Raw genomic sequence first — 18,917 nt, forward strand, 5'->3', positions numbered from 1 at the left:
AGCGAAAGGGATAATGTAGAATTGATAACAAAACATGTTGAGTACGCAACATGATTGGATGGGCGTTGTTGATTCTGGGCCTTCCGACGGCCAACACCACCGAGCGAATGCGCGCATGGCGCACACTGAAGGCCTGCGGCGCTGCTGCCCTGCGCGACGGTGTGTATTTGTTACCCGACTTGACCGATGCCAGAGAAGCATTTGAGACGGTCGAGCGTGACGTACTGAGCATCAACGGTACGGCCTACGTACTGAGATTCTCCGATCAAGAAGATCGCTTCAGCGCGTTGTTCGACCGAAGTGACGATTACGCAAAGTTGATAATGGAGATCAGCTCTGCCCAAGCAGAGCTGGCCCAGGACAATACGCATAAGGTTGCGCGCCAGGTTCGAAAGCTTCGCAAATCCTATGGGCAGCTGGCCGCCATCGACTTCTTTCCCGGTCCGGCCAAGGTTCGGGCCGACTCCGCACTTCGAGAACTGGAGACGGCCATTAGCAGAGCGCTGTCCTCAGACGAGCCAATAGCGTATGAGGAACAGATATGCGTTCTGGATCGACTTCACTATCGGGGTCGTACGTGGGCAACACGACAGCGCCCATGGGTCGATAGGCTTGCGTGCGCTTGGTTGATCAACCGCTTCATCGATCCCGAGGCACAGTTTATCTGGTTGGAAAAACCTCAAGACTGCCCCGCTGATGCACTAGGTTTTGATTTTGGTGGCGCGCAATTCAGTCATACCGGGCTGTTGGTTTCGTTCGAAACGCTCATCGCCAGCTTTGCGCTAGAGGAGCCGGGTCTCCAAAGGCTCGCCTCAGTCGTTCATTACCTGGACGTCGGTGGAAGCCAGCCCGCTGAAGCCGCCGGCATAGAACGGGTTCTCGCAGGGCTACGGGAAAGCATCCCTGATGACAACCAACTGAGCCAAGTTGCCGGAGGCATCTTTGATGGCCTGCTGACGGCGTTTGCCAGCGAGGACATTGCTAATGGTTGATACCAGCACTCCCGTCAGCGACCCGCAGCAGGGCGAACGACAATCCGTGGGGCTTTTTGAGGCTTTCCTGTTCTGGCTGAAACTGGGTTTCATCAGTTTTGGAGGTCCAGCCGGGCAGATTTCAATCATGCATCAGGAGCTGGTTGAGCGCCGACGCTGGATCAGTGAAAAACGTTTCCTGCACGCGCTTAACTACTGCATGTTGTTGCCTGGGCCAGAAGCGCAACAATTGGCGACCTACATCGGCTGGTTGATGCATCGCTCGTGGGGTGGGGTTATCGCAGGAGCGCTATTCGTCCTACCGTCGCTGTTTATCCTGATTTGTTTGTCTTGGGTGTACATCGCTTTTGGTGAAGTGCCGGTAGTGGTCGGCATCTTCTATGGCATCAAACCGGCGGTGACCGCAATCGTGGTGCATGCCGCGCACCGGATCGGCTCCCGAGCCCTCAAGAATTCTTGGCTCTGGGCGATCGCTGCGGCTTCTTTCGTTGCGATCTTTGCGCTGAACGTACCTTTCCCTCTAATCGTGCTAGGGGCAGGCGTCATTGGTTATATCGGCGGTCGGCTGGTGCCGGAGAAGTTCATGACTGGCGGCGGGCACGGTGCAACCAAGGCGACTTACGGGCCTGCTTTGATTGATGACAACACGCCAACACCGGAGCATGCGCGGTTCCGCTGGACACTTCTGCTGCGCCTGGCTGTGATTGGCGCTGTCCTGTGGATGCTTCCAATGGGGATATTGGTAGGGGCTTTCGGCTGGGACGGTACGCTGACCCAGATGGGCTGGTTCTTTACCAAGGCCGCTCTGCTCACCTTTGGTGGGGCATATGCCGTACTGCCTTACGTGTACCAGGGTGCCGTAGGCCATTACGGCTGGCTCACGCCAACCCAAATGATCGATGGTCTTGCCTTGGGCGAAACCACGCCTGGACCGTTGATTATGGTAGTAGCATTCGTAGGGTTTGTTGGAGGCTATGTCCATCCGATGTTCGGAGCCAGCCACCCATTTGTTGCCGGCGCGATAGCAGCGAGCCTGGTCACCTGGTTCACGTTCCTGCCATCCTTCATCTTCATCTTGGCCGGGGGTCCTCTGGTTGAGTCGACCCACAACGAGTTGAAGTACACCGCCCCTTTAACCGGAATCACAGCGGCTGTAGTTGGCGTGATCCTTAACTTGGCGCTGTTCTTCGGCTATCACGTGCTTTGGCCGAACGGCTTTGAAGGCGCTTTTGACTGGCCATCTGCGCTGATTGCAGCCGGTGCCGCGGTAGCGCTCTTCTGCTTCAAGCGAGGCGTAATCCAAGTACTGTGCGCCTCTGCATTGGCCGGACTCGTTATCCAGATCATTCTGTAATGCTGGACACCCTCCCTGCTTTGGCGGGAGGTGGGACTCGCCAGCCAGCACAACGTGCCGGTCTTGACGGCCGGCATGTTGTGCTCATTCTGGGCAGTTAAACGAAATCTTCGTCGTCTCCTCCATCGAAGAAGCCCTCGTCAGCGTAGTGCTCATCTGATGCAGGCTCTTCCTGTGCTACTGGTGGTTTTTCTGCTGGTGTTTGACCGGCAATTTGCTCAGCACCATCGTCTTGGAACATATCCATCAGCATGTTACCAAGCACCATGCCACCCGCCACACCGGCGGCCGTTTGCAGGGCGCCCGAAAGGAAGCCGCCACCTTGCGCCGGCGCCCCGCGCTGGACAAATCCTGGCTGCTGTCCTGCAGCTGGTTGTTGACCAAAACGCCCACCAGCCAGAGAGTGTCGTGCGCCGGTATTGCCAGCCAGGGAACTGGCTGGGCGACTCTCAACGGGTTGAGCCTGGCTACGACCGCCAAACAGGCCAGCCAGGAAACCACCACTGTTCTGCTGCGAGGCGTTCTGGGCACGCTTGAGCGCTTCAATCTCTGCGGCCTGCTCTTTGATGCGAGCGTCCAACTGCTCGATCGCGTTTTCCTGCAGCTGGTTTTCAGTGGAGTACTGCTGATGTTCCGTCGACATGCGGACGTAGGCAGCGGCTCTATTGTTGCCCTCTGCCAGGGATAGATGTGCTTGTCTCATTTATTGATCGATGCCCCCTTAGCGGCTGGGGTTTACACCCATACCGAGCCGTAGACCGCGCCACGCCTACGGGCCTTCGTCAGATGCGCCACACACGAATATATAGAGGAGACACAGAAAAATGATCGCGAAAATGGGCAATCCATTTCCAATCAATGCAGAAATCTACGCCAGTGCCGTAGCCGCTGCCCTATGCACCGAATTAGGCACATCACATCGAGCAATCAAGACGCTGCGCCATTGGACCGATGCCAGTGAACGCACCGCTAAGCACTGGCTGGCGGGCAACCATGGTCCCAGCGGCCTTCATTTGGTTGAATTAATGCGGCATTCAGAGCATGCGCTTCAGGCAGTGCTTGAATTGGCACAGCGGAACTCGTCCGTGGCAGTGGTCTGGCTTCCCGCTTTGCGCGAGCGTTTACTTGACGTTGCGGAAATGATCGAGGTTTGCCTGGGTCCTGGCAGCGCTCACTGACAGCCCTTGGCGCGGTCTCCCGGTCTGCCGTCTGAAAGCGCGCCACGGCAGCGCATCGAAGAAAATGACTGGATGCATTGGCTCAAGCGGTCGCTGTTGCCACGCCCAAATTTCCTCCATCACTTCGTCAGTGACGGAGCTGATAAAGTCATGGGAAACGTCCGTCCTGTATTGCTCAGCGCCATTCGATCACCTAAAGCTATGAAACGCCTGAATCGTACTTCTGCGGGTGTCATGACTGGATGCGCCGGGTGGATGGCGATAGCGCGGTAATCGTCTGGAAAAAGTATTTTGCGCTGGTCAGGCAGGAAGCCACTGATGGGGTAGCAGTTGACCGATTTCACTGGCTCGCTGCGTCGGCAGGCGCGTCAGCACATCTTTGAGATAGGCATAGGGATCGTGCCCGTTCATTCGCGCCGATTGGATCAGGCTCATGATTGCAGCCGCCCGTTTCCCGCTGCGTAGCGACCCGGCAAATAACCAGTTCGAGCGTCCGAGCGCCCATGGCCGTATCTGGTTCTCAACCTGGTTGTTGTCGATGGGCACAGCCCCATCGCCCAGGTAGCGCGTCAGCGCTACCCAGCGATTCAGGCTGTAATTGAGGGCTTTGGCCGTGGCTGATCCGTCGGCACTAGGTGGCGCTGGGCCAACATCCACTCATGTAATGTTTTGCTGATCGGCACCGCCAGGCAGAGAGGGATGCGGCGGCTACTGGGCTGCCGGACGTGGGTCTTGGCCCGATGACGGAATCGAGCGCGCCGGCTGCATTGATTCCTGAAGGGTACTGCATCATGCCCAGGCGGCTCACCGCCGAGAATGGAGCCGAAGCCCTATTGCTTGGCGAGTTCAAGCTGAAGGTAACCCGCGAATGCCCTGAATGCCTCGAACTGGACGAGCCAAGAGAGGGGTGCGAGATCTGCGATGGCGAGGGTGAATATGCTCAGCGCCAGACGATCCCTTTGGGACAATATCAAATTCATTTACCGCGAGGCAGTAAAGGGTCTCGCTCTACAGCCGGACGCTATCCTGTAGCGAAAATGCAGGCAGGAGCACATCTGTTCTCCTGCCATGAAATGGAATCTATGCGCCACCTAATGTAACTCCAAAGTCTCCGCAGCACGATTCAGGACTGCAACGGTACCTAGCGCCTGGTCATTATCCACCCAGCTCCACGAGCCGTGTCCCAAGATGCCGCCGATGGCTACGAGTCGCAGGTCTTCCGGGTCCACCCCCAACTGGTCCGCTGCCGCAAGTACTGAGAGCAACGCTTGCTCAAGCTGAATTTCCACTTCGTTGGCTGATGACATTGGTCTGTCCTCCGAACGTCCTGTCGCTACCTTACACTTGCCAAAGCTGACGTAGATTTGGTTGAAGATGGCTCACAAGCGAATACGCGAGCACGTCCCACGCCCCAAGCCAGCGCTTTGGTCATTGACTCTCCGGGCCGGGAATCGAAAGCCTGTTCGTACAATGCAATACCTGATTGAGCATAGACACCGATGAACATCTGCGTGTTGCCTGTGCGAGATAACCTGACTTGCACATCAATCTGAGTGCCATCGTCAAGGATCTCGTCATGGGAGCGGTGGTGAAGACTCGGGTCTGCCCAATCCCAATACGCTTGTCCTCGAGTTCTCATAATTCCTCCGTTAAATTTGATCTGTATTCCTTACTAGAAACCAAAAATAACGAATATATCCTGACAGACAAGCGGAAATTGCAACATTGAGAACTGAAACTGACAATCGGCCAAAAGCTGAACATCTTAATATTATTGTACAATTTCTCCGAAAATCTTTACAGATCGTCGCTGATAGTTCTAGCGAAAATGCATCCAGTCCTCAAAGGCTTTGCGTTGAGACTCGAGATCTTCACTCCAGCAAAGCTTTGCGCCATGGCTGTACGCCACACGATTCATGAGCAACGAAGTCGTCTTATCAAGCTCCTTTAGGAGCTGATATGCACGATATTTCTGGTCGGCATTAAGCATTTAATTTTTTCTCATAACGCGCGCAGCCTGCTCGTTTAAGTAGGCTTGCTGGCCGTCTGCCATCTAGACCATCAAATACCCTGTTTTATTTCCAAAGAAAGCTGAATTCAGCAGCTTAAGGAAACATCATGCCGGAAGAAAACAAGCTGCTCCAACGTGTGGCAGTCGAGCGCGACAAAGACGGCTGGTGGAGCCACCCCGACGACGAGCCAGATTTCGACGAGGACTACGCCGCCTTCAAAACCTGGCTTGTTCAGCAGGGCCTGGAGCTGAAGCAGTGGCACATGGACTCGGATACTCGGACTGGATAAGCCAGCCTTGTTGTCGCCCTAAAAACTGCATTGATCAGACCGCCACGCGGTCATTGTCAGCAGCCGATAGGCGCATCCTGAAAGGCGTACACCACCTGGTAACACCTGATTTTCACGCGAAACCCTGAGTAAGCACTTGGCTGAAGGTCAGACAATCTAAGAGGAACCAATAACAAGCCAACAAACTCAAGAGATTTCACGGTGGGGCAAAAAGTGGGGCAAAAATGAATTCACCGCAAAAAACCATAGCCATAAAAAAATCCAGTCACCGTTAAGTGACTGGATTCTTTGGAGTTTATTGGTCGGGACGGAGTGATTCGAACACTCGACCCCTTGCACCCCATGCGTGCGGGATGTACGAAACGCCTTTAAATCCAAGGCATTGAGCGGGCGCTCGCTGCAAACGGTGCCGCACTGTGCAGAACCAATTTTCACCATCCCCCGAAAAACTCCCCACGGGCTCCGGCCCGCATCCGGCGTTCTGCCGACCGACTCACTTCCTTTATATAGCTACCCACAGACAGGCGGCTCCTTGCCCTGCCCCTTGATCACCTCGATACCCCATTCCGACATAGGGTCGTGGTAGCCGAACAGGCCGCAGGCGTACATGTCATCGTGCTCGTTCAGGCCGTAGAGCCGCGCCGCCTCGGCAAACTCCAGCATCTCGCACAGTTGGTCGGCGTCCACTTCCCCGCGCCGGTGTGCGGCCATGGCCATCTCGCTGAGCACGGCGGCCCGGCCATCAGGGTCGGTGGCAAGGGCGCATTGGTCGTTCAGCTCGTCGAGCCAAGCGCGCGGTATCCCGGCCATCATTCCGCCCTGCACCACCACGACTGCGCGTACATCACGCCGTCGATCTCCTCGATGCCGTTGATGTTCATGCCTAGTTGGGCCATGCCGTTGACCCTGGCATCGTGAAGACGGGGTATCACGTCAGGCCCAGGGGTCGGATTGAACACCCAGGCCTGGGTCGCGACCCGGCCCAGTGGCTCACTGTGATTGTCGCCGATGTGGATGTCTGCCCGGAGCGGCGTGATCTTCCCGAGCTGACTGGTGGGGATAGCCACGCCATTCACGCGGCGGCGAACGAGGAGGAAATACATAGGGCACCGATACTGTACAAAAACACAGTATCCTATAGGCGAAACCTGGTACGGGGAATTGCCGATCAGCGGGTCAGTGCAATGGTGGTAGATCCTTTCCACGAGCCTTGGCTATGACCCGAAGCTGGTAGTCGGACACCGCCTGGAACAGAGATTCAGCCAGCAGGCGGAGACGCTCAACCTCCTCTGGTGGAGCGCTAGAATCCTGAGCCTTGTGGTAGGCACGGAATGCGTCCACTGCCTGCTGGATCAGCGGCTCGCCGGCCTCAACCATTCCTACGAAAGTACGCTTGTCCATTACCATGCCCAGGCTAGTTTCCCTGCGAATATTAGCCTCTTTCGTGAAATTTGGCTGAGACACAACGCATTGCGTAGCCGTCTGTTTGGCTTCACCCCTTACTATGTTCGGGGGATGACGGTCCCGTCCCGCGCTTGATGCCACGCGGCCCCATGATGCCCCAGATAGCCAGGCCGACGATGGGCAGTGCCAGTAGTAACAGCGCCCACAGCGCTTTGGTCGCATCGGCTTTGTCGCTGCGAAAGACACTGACAATGGCCCACAGATCGACAAGTAGAATGATCACCGCCACGGCGATCCAGAAATACGTCACAGGCTCGGTCATGACCGCCTCTCCTATTCCAAATGACAGGCCACGAAAACCATGGCCTCGTATAAAAGGGAAGCCTGCGTGCCGTTCAAAGTTCAGGCAGCTTTATCCGGCGTAGATGAATGGACGCCACGCACACTGAACCAACTTTGCCCGCCACACGTCCATCGCAAAACAGCACTCGGATGGCCCACTATGTCTAAAGATCCAGTATTCGAGGCGCTTGACTACCTAAGGACCCACAATCTGGTCCTGACCACTGCCGAATCATGCACAGCTGGCGCCATGGTCTCATTGCTGGCGGCAGTACCGGGTACCGGCGAAGTACTTGAAAGCGGTTACGTCGTTTATTCGCCCAGCGCCAAAAGAAGGCTCCTAGGCGTTAGCCAACAAACCATTGAACGCTACGGGCTCACCAGCGAGGCAGTGGCCTGGGAAATGGCATTGGGTGCGTTGAAGGACAGCGACGCCACGGTTGCCATCGCCAGCACCGGTGTCGCAGGGCCAGAGCCGCAAGACGGCATTGCACCGGGCACTGTCTGCTTTGCCTGGGCATTCGCCGGCGAACCGCTTGCCGTTTTCACCCGGACGCAGCGTTTCTTTGGTGACCGCGCAGACACCATCCGCCAGGGAGCATTGTTCGGGTTGTCACACCTGGTGCACTACCACCAACGCTGGCTGCGCGGAGAGCGCGCCTGAGGGCTAAGGCCGTGCGCGAAGACGAGCTGATCTCAAGGCACCACCCGGTCGAGGAAGACATGCCCATGCAGCGCCGTGTATGGCGCTTCGAGCGGGTTGGATGGTACACGCTGGTGCTGATCGTGTTGCTTGCCCTGGCCGGATTGTTTGGCAATGGTCCGCTCAGTGACGCCCAGGCCGTGAGTAGCGACGGCCGTGTAAGGGTCGAGTATCAGCGGCTCAGCCGTACAGGCAGTACCGATAACATGCGAATCACAGTTCGCGGCGCCCCCGGGAAGCCGGTCATACTGCTGCTGGGCGGAACCTTGCTGCAGGAGGCCAGTATCGAGACCCTGCAGCCAGAGCCGCAGGTGTCGCGATCTCATGGCGAGGCACTGCTGCTGGAACTTGGCACCAGCGAAGACGGTGTGGCCACCCTCTACCTGACGCTGCGCAGCGACTATGTCGGCACCCTTGAAGGCAGTGTCAGGGCAGGCCCGAGCAGCGCGGTACATTTCACTACCTTCCTGTACCCCTAGGAGCGTGACATGGACTCCATCCTTCGTGCGGCAGGCATGTACGTTGTCCTGATGTTGCTGTTTCGTGTGGCTGGCAGGCGCTCGTTGGCCGACCTGACCACGTTCGACTTCGTGCTGTTATTGATCATTGGCGAAGCGACTCAGCAGGCTTTGTTGGGTGAAGACTTTTCCTTTACCAACGCTGTTCTGGTGATTGCCACGCTGATAGTGCTGGATGTTGGTCTGTCGTTGGCCAAGTTGAATTCCAGACCTTTGGCACGTCTGCTCGACGGCCATGCAACGCTGGTGGTGGAACACGGACGCTTTCTTCACCAACGCATGCGCCGGGCACGGCTGACCGAGGACGATATCCTCGAATCTGCACGCGACAGCCAAGGCATCGAGACCGTCGAGCAAATCAAATTTGCTATCGTCGAGCGAAACGGCAAGATCTCGATTATCCCCCAGAACTGACATCAGCTTTCGGCCGTAGCAGATATTTCGTCAGACAGCGGGGACAGGCTGTGATCCCCTCCACCAGCACCATCTCGAAACCATGGAAGTGTTCGGTCGGGATATCAATACAACGAGACCTGGTAACGGTACCGGCGCTCGCACTAGGAATATCAGGCAATGGGAGGCGAGAGCGAGCGGAAGCCATCTTCACTCGAACATCCTCGAACGGCCGGCAGAGAAACGGCCTTCCGCGATAGTGGGATTTGAGATCCTGATGCAGCTTAGTCGGCCGAATGAACATAGGTCGCTGACGCTAGCGTCCGGCCAATAGTGGCAACAAGCTCGTCGATCGACCAAGGCTTGAAAAGGTAGCTGAAAGGGGGAGCGACTGTTGACGTATCAAGTTGAAAACCGGAAGTCAGGATGGCCGGCAGCCCTGGCCATTTTTCATGAACCATGGAGATAAACTCCATGCCCTTGATGCAGCCGGGCACACCATGGTCGACGATCATCAAGGAGCAGGCACCCTTTGATTCAAGAAGTCGAATCAGGGCGTCTTCGGCGTTGCCGAATGCAACACAGGTGGCCCCCATCTCAGCCAGGATTGCTACCAGCACTGTTCGAAGAGTCTCATCATCCTCGACAACTACTACAGTCATTCCTGACAAAGACGGACGATCCATGTCGAGTTTCATCAGACTCTCCAGCCACGATCAGGCCATGAGTGTTTCAGCTTCAGAACAATGAGTCGATGGCGGCATTAGGCCACATCAAATTGTGGACGCCAGGGCAGATGTCGCCCTGGCAAACCACGTGCCGACTACGCACTTTAAGGAGAGGCGGAAAACTTCTTCATATCAACTGCAGGCGCCACAAATTCAGGGCCCTGCCCTGTAGGGCGCCACCGCACTTTGGAGATGCCATAGCGCTCAGCCATTGGGCGACTGACCTTCTTGATCTTGTGCTGACCGAACCTGGGAATGATGCCCACCCCAGCATCGCAGCTCGCCCAATGCCAAGCCTCAACGTTGTCCATTCGTTCCTGCCGGATGATGAAAGTTCGGTAATCACCGTGAAGTTCATACTCAATCACGTAAAGTTTATGTTCTGCCATTGGACTCTCCTCCATAGAATCACCGTCAATGGAGCTACACAGTGGGTAAAAAATTCCGTTTTTTTGACCGTACGGTCACGCTCCTCCGCTCAACAGCTAAGATGGCGGTCGATGCCTTTACAGCGAGTCGTGCTCTCGCTCGCACTGCTGGCCAGCTATTTGGGCTCGGTCATAAGCTTTCGCCAATTCTCCCGCTCGAGCATCAGCCCGTGCGAACAGGTCGGAGAGCACCATGGCGGCGCGGGTGGCTGCCTGGCCTCGGGCGATAGCGGCGGTATCCGTGCCGGGGCAACTGACGGTGGCAGCGAGCTTGGCACCTTCGTCGCGCAGCCGCTGGCCAGCAGCATCGGCGCCAGCAGCGCCAGCATCAGCAATCGTTCTTTCTTCATGCGCTTTTACCCTCGCCTCTTGCTGCGCGTCTGCGCTCCGGTGTTCTTCCTGGCGTGCGGATCGTTCGCCGATTACCGCGGCCAAGCGGTCGCCACTGTCCCGTTGCGCTGATACCTGAGCGCCCTTCGCCCGCTCTACCGATATGCCGTGCTGGTACGCGCCCCAGTGGGACGCCAGAAGCACAAGCACAATGGCAGCCGTAGCAGGCCAAGCACTCATGACAGAGCCCGCCGAATACCCTCATCAATGATCATCGACGGGTAAGGGTTACCGCCGTTCTCGTGGATGATGATGCCTAGCACCATCTCGCGCAGCGTGGTCGGGTCTTTGATGTCGATCGGGTCCGTGGCCCGAACGCCAAGGCGCTTGGCCACGGCAGCGGCGTAGGCCCGGGTGTCGTTCTCGTTGCTCGGTGCCCAACGGTTGACGGTTTCGAGCACAGTGTCGATCCCCTTCCCGCCTACTCCCGGCATCCCGTCCTTGCCGCGGTAGTTGATCAGCAGCTTGCCCAGGGCGCGAATGCCGTTCTCGGGATGGTCAAATCGGGCGAAGCGCGGCTTGGCGACTCCCTCTTCCAACCCGAGCTGGCCCTGCCAGGCGTTGCGAGGGTTGTAATCGATGTTGCCGGGGTTCTTGTTGCGGACTCCGCGTGGTGTGGCCATGTTTTCTCCAGGCACAAAAAACCCGCACTGGGCGGGCTTGGGATGTTGTAGGGGATTAGGCGGCGGGCTCTTCAGGCGCCGGGGCGGTCTCGGGCTCGGCCGGCTCTTTCGCGGTGATCGAAACCTTGGCGCTGTACTCCTTCAGCACCTGGGCTGTGAACACCTGCGCGGTCGGGAACTGGTTCAGGATCGCGCGAGCGCGGGCGTCGGCTTCCTCGGCAGTGGCAAAGCGGGTGTTGTTCTCAGCGTCGTAGGCGTTGCTGAGGTTGATGGCGATGTAAGGCATGGGGTTTCTCCAGGCAAAAAAATACCCGCCGAAGCAGGTGTATTGAGGTTTGGGTCAGTTACTTCCACCGCCCCGTTGCGGTGAAAGACCAGCGCGTGGCATTGGCCGTTGCACTGCGATAGGAGTAGGAGTTGAGCGTGAACTGACTGGCGGTGACGTTTGTGTACGTACCGTTCATGCTCACCAAACCGACGTCGTTCTGCGCGCCGGTACCGGAGGCGCCATCGCAGGAATACACCACGGTAGGCGGCGTAACGAATGGCGCGGCAAAGGGCCTGGTGTTTGATACGCCAATGCTCAGGGCTTGAGCCGGAAGCGTGACGAAACCTGTGACCACCATCGTGCCATCTGGATATTTGACGTAGGAGCCGTTGGCATTCGCTCCACTTTGAAACCCATCGACAAACTGATAAAGCTCGTCGAAATTCGCATTGGCTTTGAGCCAGGCACTGCGGCGGTCATCGCCACCGGCGCCGGTTGGCGCGGTACCGAGGTTGATTGCTTGTTTGGCCATGTGAGTCCTTGCTAAAGATTGGGTCGTGCTGCGAAGAGCGTTCGACCGTTTGGATCAACAGGATTGATGCCGTCATTGTTTTCCGTATATGCCTGCAGCACATCCCGGCGACCGTTTAAGAAACCTCCAATTGTTGCTCGCCAGGGCCAAGCTGTGCCTGCGCCAGGAACATAGGTCGGTGTCAATAAGGCATTGCCTAAAAAATAGTCTGACGCATTGTTTGTCCAAGGCATCTGGCAACTTGTGGCGTAGTAGCCCACGTTGACAATCGGGGTGCCAGCGACAACAAAGGAATTGCTTGCCGGCTGATTATTCAGCTGAACAATGTTATTGGTTGACGTGAAGATCCTCACATTCGCTGAGTCACTCACCGTTGCGCCGTAGGAACCCGCAGGCACAGGGCTTGCGGAGTAACTTGCTACAAACCAATCTACCTTCATGGCCTCCATCCACACGGGGCCTAGATCAGGATGCGCGTACTTCGCCACTCGCCACCCGGTCCAATTTCCAGGCGTTCCCTGCACATAGAAATTCTGCAGCAGCAAATGCCCGGGGCCATTGAAGAACACCAGGGGGCGCTCAACGCTCGTGATCGGCGCTGGGAAGTTAAACCCATTCAAGTACGGCTGATCGTCCCTCCAGGCAGGAAAAGTAAACGACCCCTGGTACATCACATTCAGGACTCGGTTGACCGAATCAATCTGTGATTGAAAGCTGTTAGTCACCGAGCGAATGCCGTACTCACCCGACGCTGAGAATGGCGCACCACCACTGGATAGCACCAGCACCTGCCAGGTCTCATTGAAGCCGCGTCGAATGGTTAGCTGGCCAGCTGAATACCAGGCCTGGGGTGACCAATTGGTGGTGGGATCGGTCACTGGTGCCAACCGATCCACCACCACGAAAGAATCACTCTTGATCTCCGGAATCGAAAAGGTTTGCTCGAAGCCGCCATTGCATGTCACCTGCAGCATTTTCAGCGACCGGATCGGCGTGGTGCCGGTATCGAGAGTAATCCTTGCGGACGCATCCTTGGTCCGCAGCCCATAGATCGTCGCCATCAGGTCAACCTCCCCACTGCCACACGCTCGATCCCATTCACGTCATACACATACAGGCCGCCGTTATTCAGCAGCGTTGAACCAGCTGCATCTTGGCCGCGCAGCGTGAACGTCCCGGCGGCGAAGTTGATCTCCAGCAGCGGCAACCCTTGGGCGTTCAATGCCGAAGAGCGAATGCTCATCCCAGCGACAATCTCCTGGATGAATGCCTTGTTGATCACCGCCTGATTGATGAACACTTGCCCGTTCTGCACCACGAAAGGCAGGATCGTCTGACCGTTCACGCCATCGATGATCGCCAGCCGCTGAGCCATCAGCAGGATCTCGCCCTCCTCCCCGTTGCTGCCGATCGCGATGCCCGAGACGACCTTGCGGCCGTCCTGGTTCGTCTCGACCTTCAGCGTGGTCTGAGCCGACACCTTGCCGTCAACTCCTGCAAGGACCTCACTGACCTGCTGCACTGACGCATTGGTTTGGCCTACTTGGGCCTGCACCGTATCGACGCGCCTGCCCTGAGCGATATCACCCTCAACGCGAGCGGACTGCTCTGTCCAGACACCGACTAGGCTGCCCGTTGCGCCAGCTAGGCCGGATGCATCGCCCTCAAGCTCGGGATTCACCTGGACATAGAGCCCGTCCAGGCGGGTGGCCTGAGCCGTGAGCGCCGTACCCTGCTGCTTCACCGTGGTATCCATCTGGCTGATGGCCGATGCCTGGGCGCTGTTCACGCCTTCGGCACCAGTGACTCGGTTGGTCAGGCTGAGCAGGGATTGTCCCTGGCTGGTCAACGCCGCGCCCTGCTGAGTAACGGTGCTGCTGAGGCTGCTGATCGCACTTGCGTTGGCAGCGTCGGCAGCCGTTACTCTGCGGGCCACCATGTTGCACCAGAGTGCCCGGCCCGTACCGTCAGCTGGCTGAATCCGAGTCAGGAAACGCGCTGATACCGCGGTGACCGGGGCGGTAATGCGACCAGAAAAGCTCTGGAAACCGCCACCGGCCGAGAACGTGAAGGCGTTGTAGTACCCGATAGACGCCCCCGCCTTGTCGAAGAACTGCATCTGGAAGTTGCCGGTCTGCCCGGCAGTCATGTACCCCCGATAGATGTCGGCAGAGAGGTCGAACTGCTCGCCACCGGTGGTCAGCACGTTGGCAGTGATGCCGCAGAAGCTGTTCGCCGTAAAGGAAATCGCCTTACCCGCCGAGGCATGGCCAGTCACACCAGCAATCGTCGGGGCCGCCGTCCATGGATCGGTCACACCGTCTTCGAAGCTACCACGCAACAGCAGATTGTCAGTTTGCTGCCCGATGGAGGCCTTTAGTTGGGTTAGCGCGACGCTTTGACTGATCAGGTTGGAACCCTGATTGGTCACGGTAGACTCCAGCGCTTGCAGCGCAGAAGCATCGGCCTTGCTCGCTACCTGGGCCAATGCACTCGCCGCAGCTGCAGCGGCATCAGTCGCCACCTTATCGGTGACGGCCACCCAGGTACTGCCATTCCAGCGCTTGGGCGTGTTGGCTGCACCGGTGGTATCGATCCACAGGTTCTCGGCCTGGCGATCAGCCAGCGCCGGCGCCGCCGACTGATACAGCACCTTGCCCTTGCTACCGGCCAGACTGGCCGCTGCCTGCGCCGCCTGCTGAGCCGTGGCAACGTTACCGTTGGTGGTCTGCAGGCTGTTATTGAGCTCGGTGATGCTGCTGCCCTGGCTCGACAGCGTATTGCCGTGGTTGCTGACGGTCGTGCTGAGCGCCTGCAGTGCCGAAGCGTCGGCCTTCCCGGCCAGCTGCGACAGTGCTGACTGTGCAGCCGCGGCGGCGTCCGTGGCCACCTTGTCCGTCACAGCCACCCAGGCGGTCCCGTTCCACCGTTTCGGGGTATTGGCGTTGCCGGTGGTATCGATCCAGAGGTTCTGCGGAAGACGGTCGGAAGCGACCGGGGCAGTCGCCTGCACCAGCACCTTGCCTTTGCCACCCGCCAGCGCGGCCGCGTCCTGGGCGGCCTGCTGGGCGGCGGTGACGTTCTGGTTGGTAGTGGTCAGGCTGCTGCCCAGCGCGGTGACAGCCGAGGCGTTCGCCTCATCGCCACTGATCCGCGCGGTACGCTCATCCACGACCGAAGCCACCGAGGCCGACGGCGCGATCTGGCCGACGGCAATCCAGTCGATCTCGAAAACATCCCCTGCGGTGCCGCTGATCCACAGGTAGAACCGGGTGATCGTGCTGTCCGACCAGTCGCTGCCACCATTGGTGAGCTGCGACATGTCCCACTCGAGCACCATGGTCTGCCCGACAGCCAGACCAGGGTTCGGAATGATCTTGTTGTACGCGGTCGACGAGCCGTGCCCGACCGTGGCGTAGGACACCTGGCCAGTCCAGCCGCTACCCGCGCGTCGGGTGATCCGGCAACGGATACGATCGTGATCCCGCCCTTTGATCGAGACAACCGGAGCGTTGAGGTATGCGCCAGCGCCGTCGTTCGTGACGATCAAGCGGCCGTTTTCAACCACCAGCGTGCAGCGAGTACCAGACCAGCCCTCAGTGGTGGAGGCAAAACCGTAGTTCAACGTCGAGTCAAACCCTCCGGATTCGGCGCGCAGCGTGGCGATCTGCGAAGCCAGGGCCGAGTCAGCATTGGTACGTGCCGTGGTCTCGTTGCCGATCGCGGCCGAGTTCGACGCAGTGCTGGCCGCCACGGTGTCGATGCGTTGGCCGAGCGCATTGTCCGCATTGGTACGAGCAGTGATCTCGGTCTGAATGGCCGAGGCGTTGTTGCCAGTCGATGCGGTAACTGTATCGATACGCTGGCCCAATGCGTTGTCGGCCGACTGCCGAGTCTGCGCCTCACTCGTGATCGCCGCACCGCGAGCCTGGGCTTCAGACAGCAGGCCCTGTGCACGGGCTGTGGCTTCGTCGCCGATCGCCTTAGTGCGCGCTTGGGTTTCTACGGCAATCGCCTTGTTGCGGTCCACGACCTCAGCCGCGATGGCCTGGGTTCGAGCTGCCGTCTCTGCGGCAATGGCCTGGCCCCGGGCGGTGGCCTCGGCCGCGATTGCTTGTCCGCGAGCTGTTGCCTCAGCAGCAAGGCGCTGAGCAACCGAACCGGCCTGAGTGGGCGGACCAGAGATCAGCGAGATCTCTTCACGCAGCGCAGGGTAAAGCGCGCCATTGGTGATCTTGTCCTTAAAGTACTCCTCATATTCGGCCTGGTTACTGCTGGATGCCCCGCTCACGCCGGCACCTGTCGGATACCACGGGCCGACGTTGCCAGAACGATCGACCAGGCGCGCCCAGAAGAAGAACTGCAGGCCCGCCGCGCCAAGCTGCAGGGTGTGGTCCTTCTGCGGGTAAGCGAAATCGCCCAGCTTGGTCGCGCCCTCGCGGGAGTTGGTCTTGCTGTACCAGATTTCGGTCCGCTGGGTGTCTTCGGCGCCAGCCGGGAAACCCCAAGCCAGGCCAATGGCGTAGACCAATGCCGAGGTATTGAGGAACGCCACGGCAGGTGGCAGACCTTCCTTACCCTTCAATTGGGTAAGCGTCGAGTCGCGCCAGATCGACGTGATATCGAACGAGCTGACCGCCCGCACGCGGGCCAGGTAGGCACCCGCATAGATGCCCACCACATCTACAGACGCCGCACCGGTGCGCTGCACGCGAACCCAGTTGCCGTTGTCCTTGCGCCACTCCACGTCATAGGCGACCGCGCCCTGCACTGCGGGCCAGGAAATGGTCATGGTGTTCACGCCGATACCTTGATCTACCGCGTAGGCAGAGGTCAGGGTCACGCTGGCCGGCGGCAGGACAGTGGTCACCGGAATGACACTGATCGGGCGCTCGTCCAGTTTCGCGCCGGTGTCGATCGCCGCGAACTTGCTCGGGTTGAATTCGAGAGCGGTGATTTCGTAGTCGCCTTCCTGGGTGCGCGTAGTCTTCAGCACCCGGAACAGCTGGACCGCCAAATCGTCGTAATCAATCGCCCACTGAAGCTCTGGCTCCGGCTGCACGCCATAGGCGGTGGTCACAGTCACTGCGCGTCCAGAAACCGACTGGACAGTGCGCGCCTGGGCGCTACCGTTCGGCAGGTTCAGGATCAGCCGGTCACCAGCCTTGATCGGCGTGTCACGGTCCAAAGTGACCACACGGCCGGCGGCGGACGAGATCCGGCCACCATTCGGGCGTCCTGCCACCAGCTCGTCAGCCACAGGGATTACATAGCCAGGCAGCGGAATACGGCCTTCCATACCGGTTTTGAAGGTGACGGTGCGGTCCTGGCTGTTGCTCAGCAGCGCCCACTTGCCACGGCGCTGGGCCTCGGACGCGCGGGTGCAGCCAATGGCCGAGATTTCTACCGGACGGTCCCGGTACCGGCGTTGCAGCGCCAGGTCAGTCACCGGAATCACGTCGGTGTCGTAGTTGTTCGCCGGGTTGTCGTAGCTGACCAGGGCGCGGCTGTAGTGAGTGTTGCGCTCGGCGCCGCCATATACGAAGTCACCGTCGATGACGTTTGCCCGGGTGAAGACATAGTCAATGTCCTGGGCGCGCGGCATGTCCGCCTGCATGAACAGCGAACCATGCGCCCAATACACCATGCCTCGATAGATGGCCGACAGATCGCGCAGCAGCGTCCAGGCCTCAGCACGGCCCTGCAGGTTCATGTCGCAAAGGAATCGCGGCTCTTGGCCGCCCTGCCCGTTCGGTACCTGCTGGTCGCAGTACTGGGCGATGCGGTACATCTCCCACTTGTCGACCATCCAAGACTTGATACGCTTGCCCAGGCCGAAACGGTCCTCGACGCACAAGCCATAAGTCACGAATGCCGGGTTGTTGGTCCAGGCCTGCTTGAAGGTACCGTCCCACACACCGGTGTAGGTGCGAGTCACTGGGTCATAGTTAGTCGGCACCGGCCAACGCTTGGCCTTGCACTTCACGGTGACCGCTGGAATGTTCTGGAACTGCTGGGCGTCGAACTCTATGTACAGCAGCGCGGTGTTCGGATAGCGCAACTTCTCGTCGATGATTTCCGTGTAGCCCGCGATGGTCATCGTGTCAGCAATGGTGCCTTTGTTGGCGTTCGGCGTGATACGGCGGACGCGAAGCATCCAACCAGAAGTGGCCTTGGGCAGGTTGATACGCACGGACCGCTGGTAACCGTTGGTAGTCTTGCCATCCGCCGCGCCAAGGTGGGCCTCGACGTAGGCGCCGCCATCGGTGGCAATGTCGATGGCGTACTCAATGCGGTACCCGTTGGTGTTGCCGTTTTCATCTTGGCTGACAAGGCGCGGCCACGACATCCGGACACGCACAGCGGAAAGCTTGGTGTCGCTAAGGGCACGACTGAACGGGTTATCGCTGCGCAACTCGACACCGACGGTGGTCTCGTTCTCGACTGCCGGAATGCCTTGAATGTAGTCCTGCTCAATCGTGCCGCGGCGCCACTCCCACTTCACGCCTGGGAAATTCACGTTGCCGCTGGCATCCATGATTGGCGTGTTGTCCAAGTAGATATCACGGTCGGTTGGAGTACCGTCGAATTCACCTTCACCCACGGCCAGCAGAAGCTTGGCAATGTTGGTCGACTGCAAACTATCCGGTGCCTCGACGGGCGATTTTGGCTTGCTCTCACCACCCTTCGCGCCGGTGATATCGAAGTGAGCTGCTGAGCCCATACTTTCCTCCAGGCATAAAAAAACCGCCCGGAGGCGGCT

General features: G+C 58.6%; 23 protein-coding genes and 2 pseudogenes. 8 read left to right on the forward strand and 17 right to left on the reverse strand.

Features of this window, described 5'->3' with window-relative positions; translation table 11 throughout:
- Positions 1-50: 50 nt before the first annotated feature.
- Entirely contained in the window at positions 51-992 is a 942-nt protein-coding gene (locus tag DJ563_RS10750; protein ID WP_434519476.1) for a chromate resistance protein ChrB domain-containing protein, read from the forward strand.
- Entirely contained in the window at positions 985-2,346 is a 1,362-nt protein-coding gene (chrA, locus tag DJ563_RS10755) for a chromate efflux transporter (protein WP_434519477.1), read from the forward strand. Before DJ563_RS10750 ends, chrA begins: the two co-directional genes overlap by 8 nt.
- Positions 2,347-2,443: 97 nt before the next feature.
- Here chrA and DJ563_RS10760 read toward each other — a convergent pair whose 3' ends face one another.
- Positions 2,444-3,049: a DUF2076 domain-containing protein gene (locus tag DJ563_RS10760; RefSeq protein ID WP_434519478.1), complete on the reverse strand. Its 606-nt coding sequence runs from the start codon at positions 3,047-3,049 to the stop codon at positions 2,444-2,446.
- Between the two features lie 121 nt (positions 3,050-3,170).
- Here DJ563_RS10760 and DJ563_RS10765 point away from each other — a divergent pair, with 121 nt between their 5' ends.
- A complete protein-coding gene (locus DJ563_RS10765) occupies positions 3,171-3,524 on the forward strand; it encodes a hypothetical protein (protein WP_172229079.1) in 354 nt (117 codons plus the stop codon).
- Positions 3,525-3,572: 48 nt separating this feature from the next.
- Here DJ563_RS10765 and DJ563_RS10770 read toward each other — a convergent pair.
- Together DJ563_RS10770 and DJ563_RS10775 are read right to left on the reverse strand one after the other, a co-directional pair.
- Positions 3,573-3,704, reverse strand: a pseudogene (locus DJ563_RS10770) (transposase); the annotation flags it as partial.
- 120 nt (positions 3,705-3,824) lie between these two features.
- A pseudogene (locus tag DJ563_RS10775) lies at positions 3,825-4,204 on the reverse strand (IS66 family transposase); the annotation flags it as partial.
- Positions 4,205-4,264: 60 nt separating this feature from the next.
- On the opposite strand from DJ563_RS10775, the gene DJ563_RS10780 reads away from it, so the two are divergent.
- A complete protein-coding gene (locus DJ563_RS10780; protein WP_434519479.1) occupies positions 4,265-4,624 on the forward strand; it encodes a hypothetical protein in 360 nt (119 codons plus the stop codon).
- Here the strand turns inward: DJ563_RS10780 and DJ563_RS10785 are convergent.
- Both DJ563_RS10785 and DJ563_RS10790 read right to left on the reverse strand, forming a co-directional pair.
- Positions 4,616-4,831 (reverse strand): hypothetical protein, encoded by a 216-nt coding sequence (locus tag DJ563_RS10785; protein WP_086975761.1) that lies wholly within the window; start codon positions 4,829-4,831, stop codon positions 4,616-4,618. The two genes, DJ563_RS10780 and DJ563_RS10785, sit on opposite strands and share 9 nt — an antisense overlap.
- 26 nt (positions 4,832-4,857) lie before the next feature.
- Positions 4,858-5,163 (reverse strand): hypothetical protein, encoded by a 306-nt coding sequence (locus DJ563_RS10790; protein WP_405124557.1) that lies wholly within the window; start codon positions 5,161-5,163, stop codon positions 4,858-4,860.
- Positions 5,164-5,642: 479 nt separating this feature from the next.
- On the opposite strand from DJ563_RS10790, the gene DJ563_RS10795 reads away from it, so the two are divergent.
- The gene (locus DJ563_RS10795; protein ID WP_434519480.1) at positions 5,643-5,825 is read left to right on the forward strand and encodes a hypothetical protein; all 183 of its coding nucleotides are present in this window, start codon (positions 5,643-5,645) and stop codon (positions 5,823-5,825) included.
- Positions 5,826-6,335: 510 nt separating this feature from the next.
- On the opposite strand, the gene DJ563_RS10800 is transcribed toward DJ563_RS10795, so the two are convergent.
- The 4 genes from DJ563_RS10800 to DJ563_RS10815 all read right to left on the reverse strand — a co-directional run bounded on the left by DJ563_RS10800 (position 6,336) and on the right by DJ563_RS10815 (position 7,551).
- On the reverse strand, positions 6,336-6,638 hold the full coding sequence (locus DJ563_RS10800) for a hypothetical protein (protein WP_434519481.1): 303 nt from the start codon (positions 6,636-6,638) through the stop codon (positions 6,336-6,338).
- Complete coding sequence (locus DJ563_RS10805; RefSeq protein WP_434519482.1) at positions 6,635-6,928, reverse strand: hypothetical protein; 294 nt, start codon at positions 6,926-6,928, stop codon at positions 6,635-6,637. The genes DJ563_RS10800 and DJ563_RS10805 overlap by 4 nt, the downstream gene beginning before the upstream one ends.
- 73 nt (positions 6,929-7,001) lie before the next feature.
- Positions 7,002-7,226, reverse strand: a complete 225-nt coding sequence (locus DJ563_RS10810; protein WP_186661293.1) for a hypothetical protein — start codon at positions 7,224-7,226, stop codon at positions 7,002-7,004.
- Positions 7,227-7,317: 91 nt separating this feature from the next.
- Entirely contained in the window at positions 7,318-7,551 is a 234-nt protein-coding gene (locus tag DJ563_RS10815) for a PLDc N-terminal domain-containing protein (RefSeq protein WP_064492737.1), read from the reverse strand.
- Positions 7,552-7,731: 180 nt separating this feature from the next.
- Here DJ563_RS10815 and DJ563_RS10820 point away from each other — a divergent pair, with 180 nt between their 5' ends.
- From DJ563_RS10820 to DJ563_RS10830, 3 genes are all read left to right on the forward strand, one after another.
- Entirely contained in the window at positions 7,732-8,235 is a 504-nt protein-coding gene (locus DJ563_RS10820) for a CinA family protein (RefSeq protein ID WP_258714915.1), read from the forward strand.
- A 65-nt stretch (positions 8,236-8,300) separates the two neighbouring features.
- Complete coding sequence (locus tag DJ563_RS10825; protein ID WP_186655241.1) at positions 8,301-8,753, forward strand: hypothetical protein; 453 nt, start codon at positions 8,301-8,303, stop codon at positions 8,751-8,753.
- Positions 8,754-8,762: 9 nt separating this feature from the next.
- The gene (locus DJ563_RS10830) at positions 8,763-9,206 is read left to right on the forward strand and encodes a DUF421 domain-containing protein (RefSeq protein WP_186654692.1); all 444 of its coding nucleotides are present in this window, start codon (positions 8,763-8,765) and stop codon (positions 9,204-9,206) included.
- Positions 9,207-9,469: 263 nt separating this feature from the next.
- Here the strand turns inward: DJ563_RS10830 and DJ563_RS10835 are convergent, their stop codons facing one another.
- The 8 genes from DJ563_RS10835 to gpJ form a co-directional block, all read right to left on the reverse strand.
- On the reverse strand, positions 9,470-9,883 hold the full coding sequence (locus DJ563_RS10835) for a response regulator (protein ID WP_186654704.1): 414 nt from the start codon (positions 9,881-9,883) through the stop codon (positions 9,470-9,472).
- Between the two features lie 134 nt (positions 9,884-10,017).
- A complete protein-coding gene (locus DJ563_RS10840) occupies positions 10,018-10,302 on the reverse strand; it encodes a DUF6555 family protein (protein ID WP_186654706.1) in 285 nt (94 codons plus the stop codon).
- A gap of 117 nt (positions 10,303-10,419) precedes the next feature.
- Positions 10,420-10,911, reverse strand: a complete 492-nt coding sequence (locus DJ563_RS10845) for a DUF2514 domain-containing protein (RefSeq protein WP_186654708.1) — start codon at positions 10,909-10,911, stop codon at positions 10,420-10,422.
- Positions 10,908-11,354, reverse strand: a complete 447-nt coding sequence (locus DJ563_RS10850) for a structural protein P5 (protein WP_434519483.1) — start codon at positions 11,352-11,354, stop codon at positions 10,908-10,910. Before DJ563_RS10850 ends, DJ563_RS10845 begins: the two co-directional genes overlap by 4 nt.
- A gap of 55 nt (positions 11,355-11,409) precedes the next feature.
- The gene (locus DJ563_RS10855; RefSeq protein ID WP_434519484.1) at positions 11,410-11,640 is read right to left on the reverse strand and encodes a hypothetical protein; all 231 of its coding nucleotides are present in this window, start codon (positions 11,638-11,640) and stop codon (positions 11,410-11,412) included.
- A 58-nt stretch (positions 11,641-11,698) separates the two neighbouring features.
- Positions 11,699-12,154 (reverse strand): hypothetical protein, encoded by a 456-nt coding sequence (locus tag DJ563_RS10860; protein ID WP_434519485.1) that lies wholly within the window; start codon positions 12,152-12,154, stop codon positions 11,699-11,701.
- Positions 12,155-12,165: 11 nt separating this feature from the next.
- Positions 12,166-13,215, reverse strand: a complete 1,050-nt coding sequence (locus DJ563_RS10865) for a hypothetical protein (RefSeq protein ID WP_434519486.1) — start codon at positions 13,213-13,215, stop codon at positions 12,166-12,168.
- The gene (gene gpJ / locus DJ563_RS10870) at positions 13,215-18,878 is read right to left on the reverse strand and encodes a TipJ family phage tail tip protein (protein ID WP_434519487.1); all 5,664 of its coding nucleotides are present in this window, start codon (positions 18,876-18,878) and stop codon (positions 13,215-13,217) included. The genes DJ563_RS10865 and gpJ overlap by 1 nt, the downstream gene beginning before the upstream one ends.
- Positions 18,879-18,917: the final 39 nt, after the last annotated feature.

It is taken from the genome of Pseudomonas sp. NFX1 (genome assembly GCF_051123555.1).
In the GTDB taxonomy this organism is placed as follows: domain Bacteria; phylum Pseudomonadota; class Gammaproteobacteria; order Pseudomonadales; family Pseudomonadaceae; genus Aquipseudomonas; species Aquipseudomonas capeferrum.

What these genes read in the sequence shown, in the direction of transcription:
- DJ563_RS10750 (WP_434519476.1), top strand. Translation starts at nt 51, where the DNA reads ATGATTGGATGGGCGTTGTTGATTCTGGGCCTTCCGACGGCCAACACC.
- chrA (WP_434519477.1), top strand. Translation starts at nt 985, where the DNA reads ATGGTTGATACCAGCACTCCCGTCAGCGACCCGCAGCAGGGCGAACGA.
- DJ563_RS10760 (WP_434519478.1), bottom strand. Translation starts at nt 3,049, where the DNA reads ATGAGACAAGCACATCTATCCCTGGCAGAGGGCAACAATAGAGCCGCT.
- DJ563_RS10765 (WP_172229079.1), top strand. Translation starts at nt 3,171, where the DNA reads ATGATCGCGAAAATGGGCAATCCATTTCCAATCAATGCAGAAATCTAC.
- DJ563_RS10780 (WP_434519479.1), top strand. Translation starts at nt 4,265, where the DNA reads ATGACGGAATCGAGCGCGCCGGCTGCATTGATTCCTGAAGGGTACTGC.
- DJ563_RS10785 (WP_086975761.1), bottom strand. Translation starts at nt 4,831, where the DNA reads ATGTCATCAGCCAACGAAGTGGAAATTCAGCTTGAGCAAGCGTTGCTC.
- DJ563_RS10790 (WP_405124557.1), bottom strand. Translation starts at nt 5,163, where the DNA reads ATGAGAACTCGAGGACAAGCGTATTGGGATTGGGCAGACCCGAGTCTT.
- DJ563_RS10795 (WP_434519480.1), top strand. Translation starts at nt 5,643, where the DNA reads ATGCCGGAAGAAAACAAGCTGCTCCAACGTGTGGCAGTCGAGCGCGAC.
- DJ563_RS10800 (WP_434519481.1), bottom strand. Translation starts at nt 6,638, where the DNA reads ATGATGGCCGGGATACCGCGCGCTTGGCTCGACGAGCTGAACGACCAA.
- DJ563_RS10805 (WP_434519482.1), bottom strand. Translation starts at nt 6,928, where the DNA reads ATGTATTTCCTCCTCGTTCGCCGCCGCGTGAATGGCGTGGCTATCCCC.
- DJ563_RS10810 (WP_186661293.1), bottom strand. Translation starts at nt 7,226, where the DNA reads ATGGACAAGCGTACTTTCGTAGGAATGGTTGAGGCCGGCGAGCCGCTG.
- DJ563_RS10815 (WP_064492737.1), bottom strand. Translation starts at nt 7,551, where the DNA reads ATGACCGAGCCTGTGACGTATTTCTGGATCGCCGTGGCGGTGATCATT.
- DJ563_RS10820 (WP_258714915.1), top strand. Translation starts at nt 7,732, where the DNA reads ATGTCTAAAGATCCAGTATTCGAGGCGCTTGACTACCTAAGGACCCAC.
- DJ563_RS10825 (WP_186655241.1), top strand. Translation starts at nt 8,301, where the DNA reads ATGCAGCGCCGTGTATGGCGCTTCGAGCGGGTTGGATGGTACACGCTG.
- DJ563_RS10830 (WP_186654692.1), top strand. Translation starts at nt 8,763, where the DNA reads ATGGACTCCATCCTTCGTGCGGCAGGCATGTACGTTGTCCTGATGTTG.
- DJ563_RS10835 (WP_186654704.1), bottom strand. Translation starts at nt 9,883, where the DNA reads ATGAAACTCGACATGGATCGTCCGTCTTTGTCAGGAATGACTGTAGTA.
- DJ563_RS10840 (WP_186654706.1), bottom strand. Translation starts at nt 10,302, where the DNA reads ATGGCAGAACATAAACTTTACGTGATTGAGTATGAACTTCACGGTGAT.
- DJ563_RS10845 (WP_186654708.1), bottom strand. Translation starts at nt 10,911, where the DNA reads ATGAGTGCTTGGCCTGCTACGGCTGCCATTGTGCTTGTGCTTCTGGCG.
- DJ563_RS10850 (WP_434519483.1), bottom strand. Translation starts at nt 11,354, where the DNA reads ATGGCCACACCACGCGGAGTCCGCAACAAGAACCCCGGCAACATCGAT.
- DJ563_RS10855 (WP_434519484.1), bottom strand. Translation starts at nt 11,640, where the DNA reads ATGCCTTACATCGCCATCAACCTCAGCAACGCCTACGACGCTGAGAAC.
- DJ563_RS10860 (WP_434519485.1), bottom strand. Translation starts at nt 12,154, where the DNA reads ATGGCCAAACAAGCAATCAACCTCGGTACCGCGCCAACCGGCGCCGGT.
- DJ563_RS10865 (WP_434519486.1), bottom strand. Translation starts at nt 13,215, where the DNA reads ATGGCGACGATCTATGGGCTGCGGACCAAGGATGCGTCCGCAAGGATT.
- gpJ (WP_434519487.1), bottom strand. Translation starts at nt 18,878, where the DNA reads ATGGGCTCAGCAGCTCACTTCGATATCACCGGCGCGAAGGGTGGTGAG.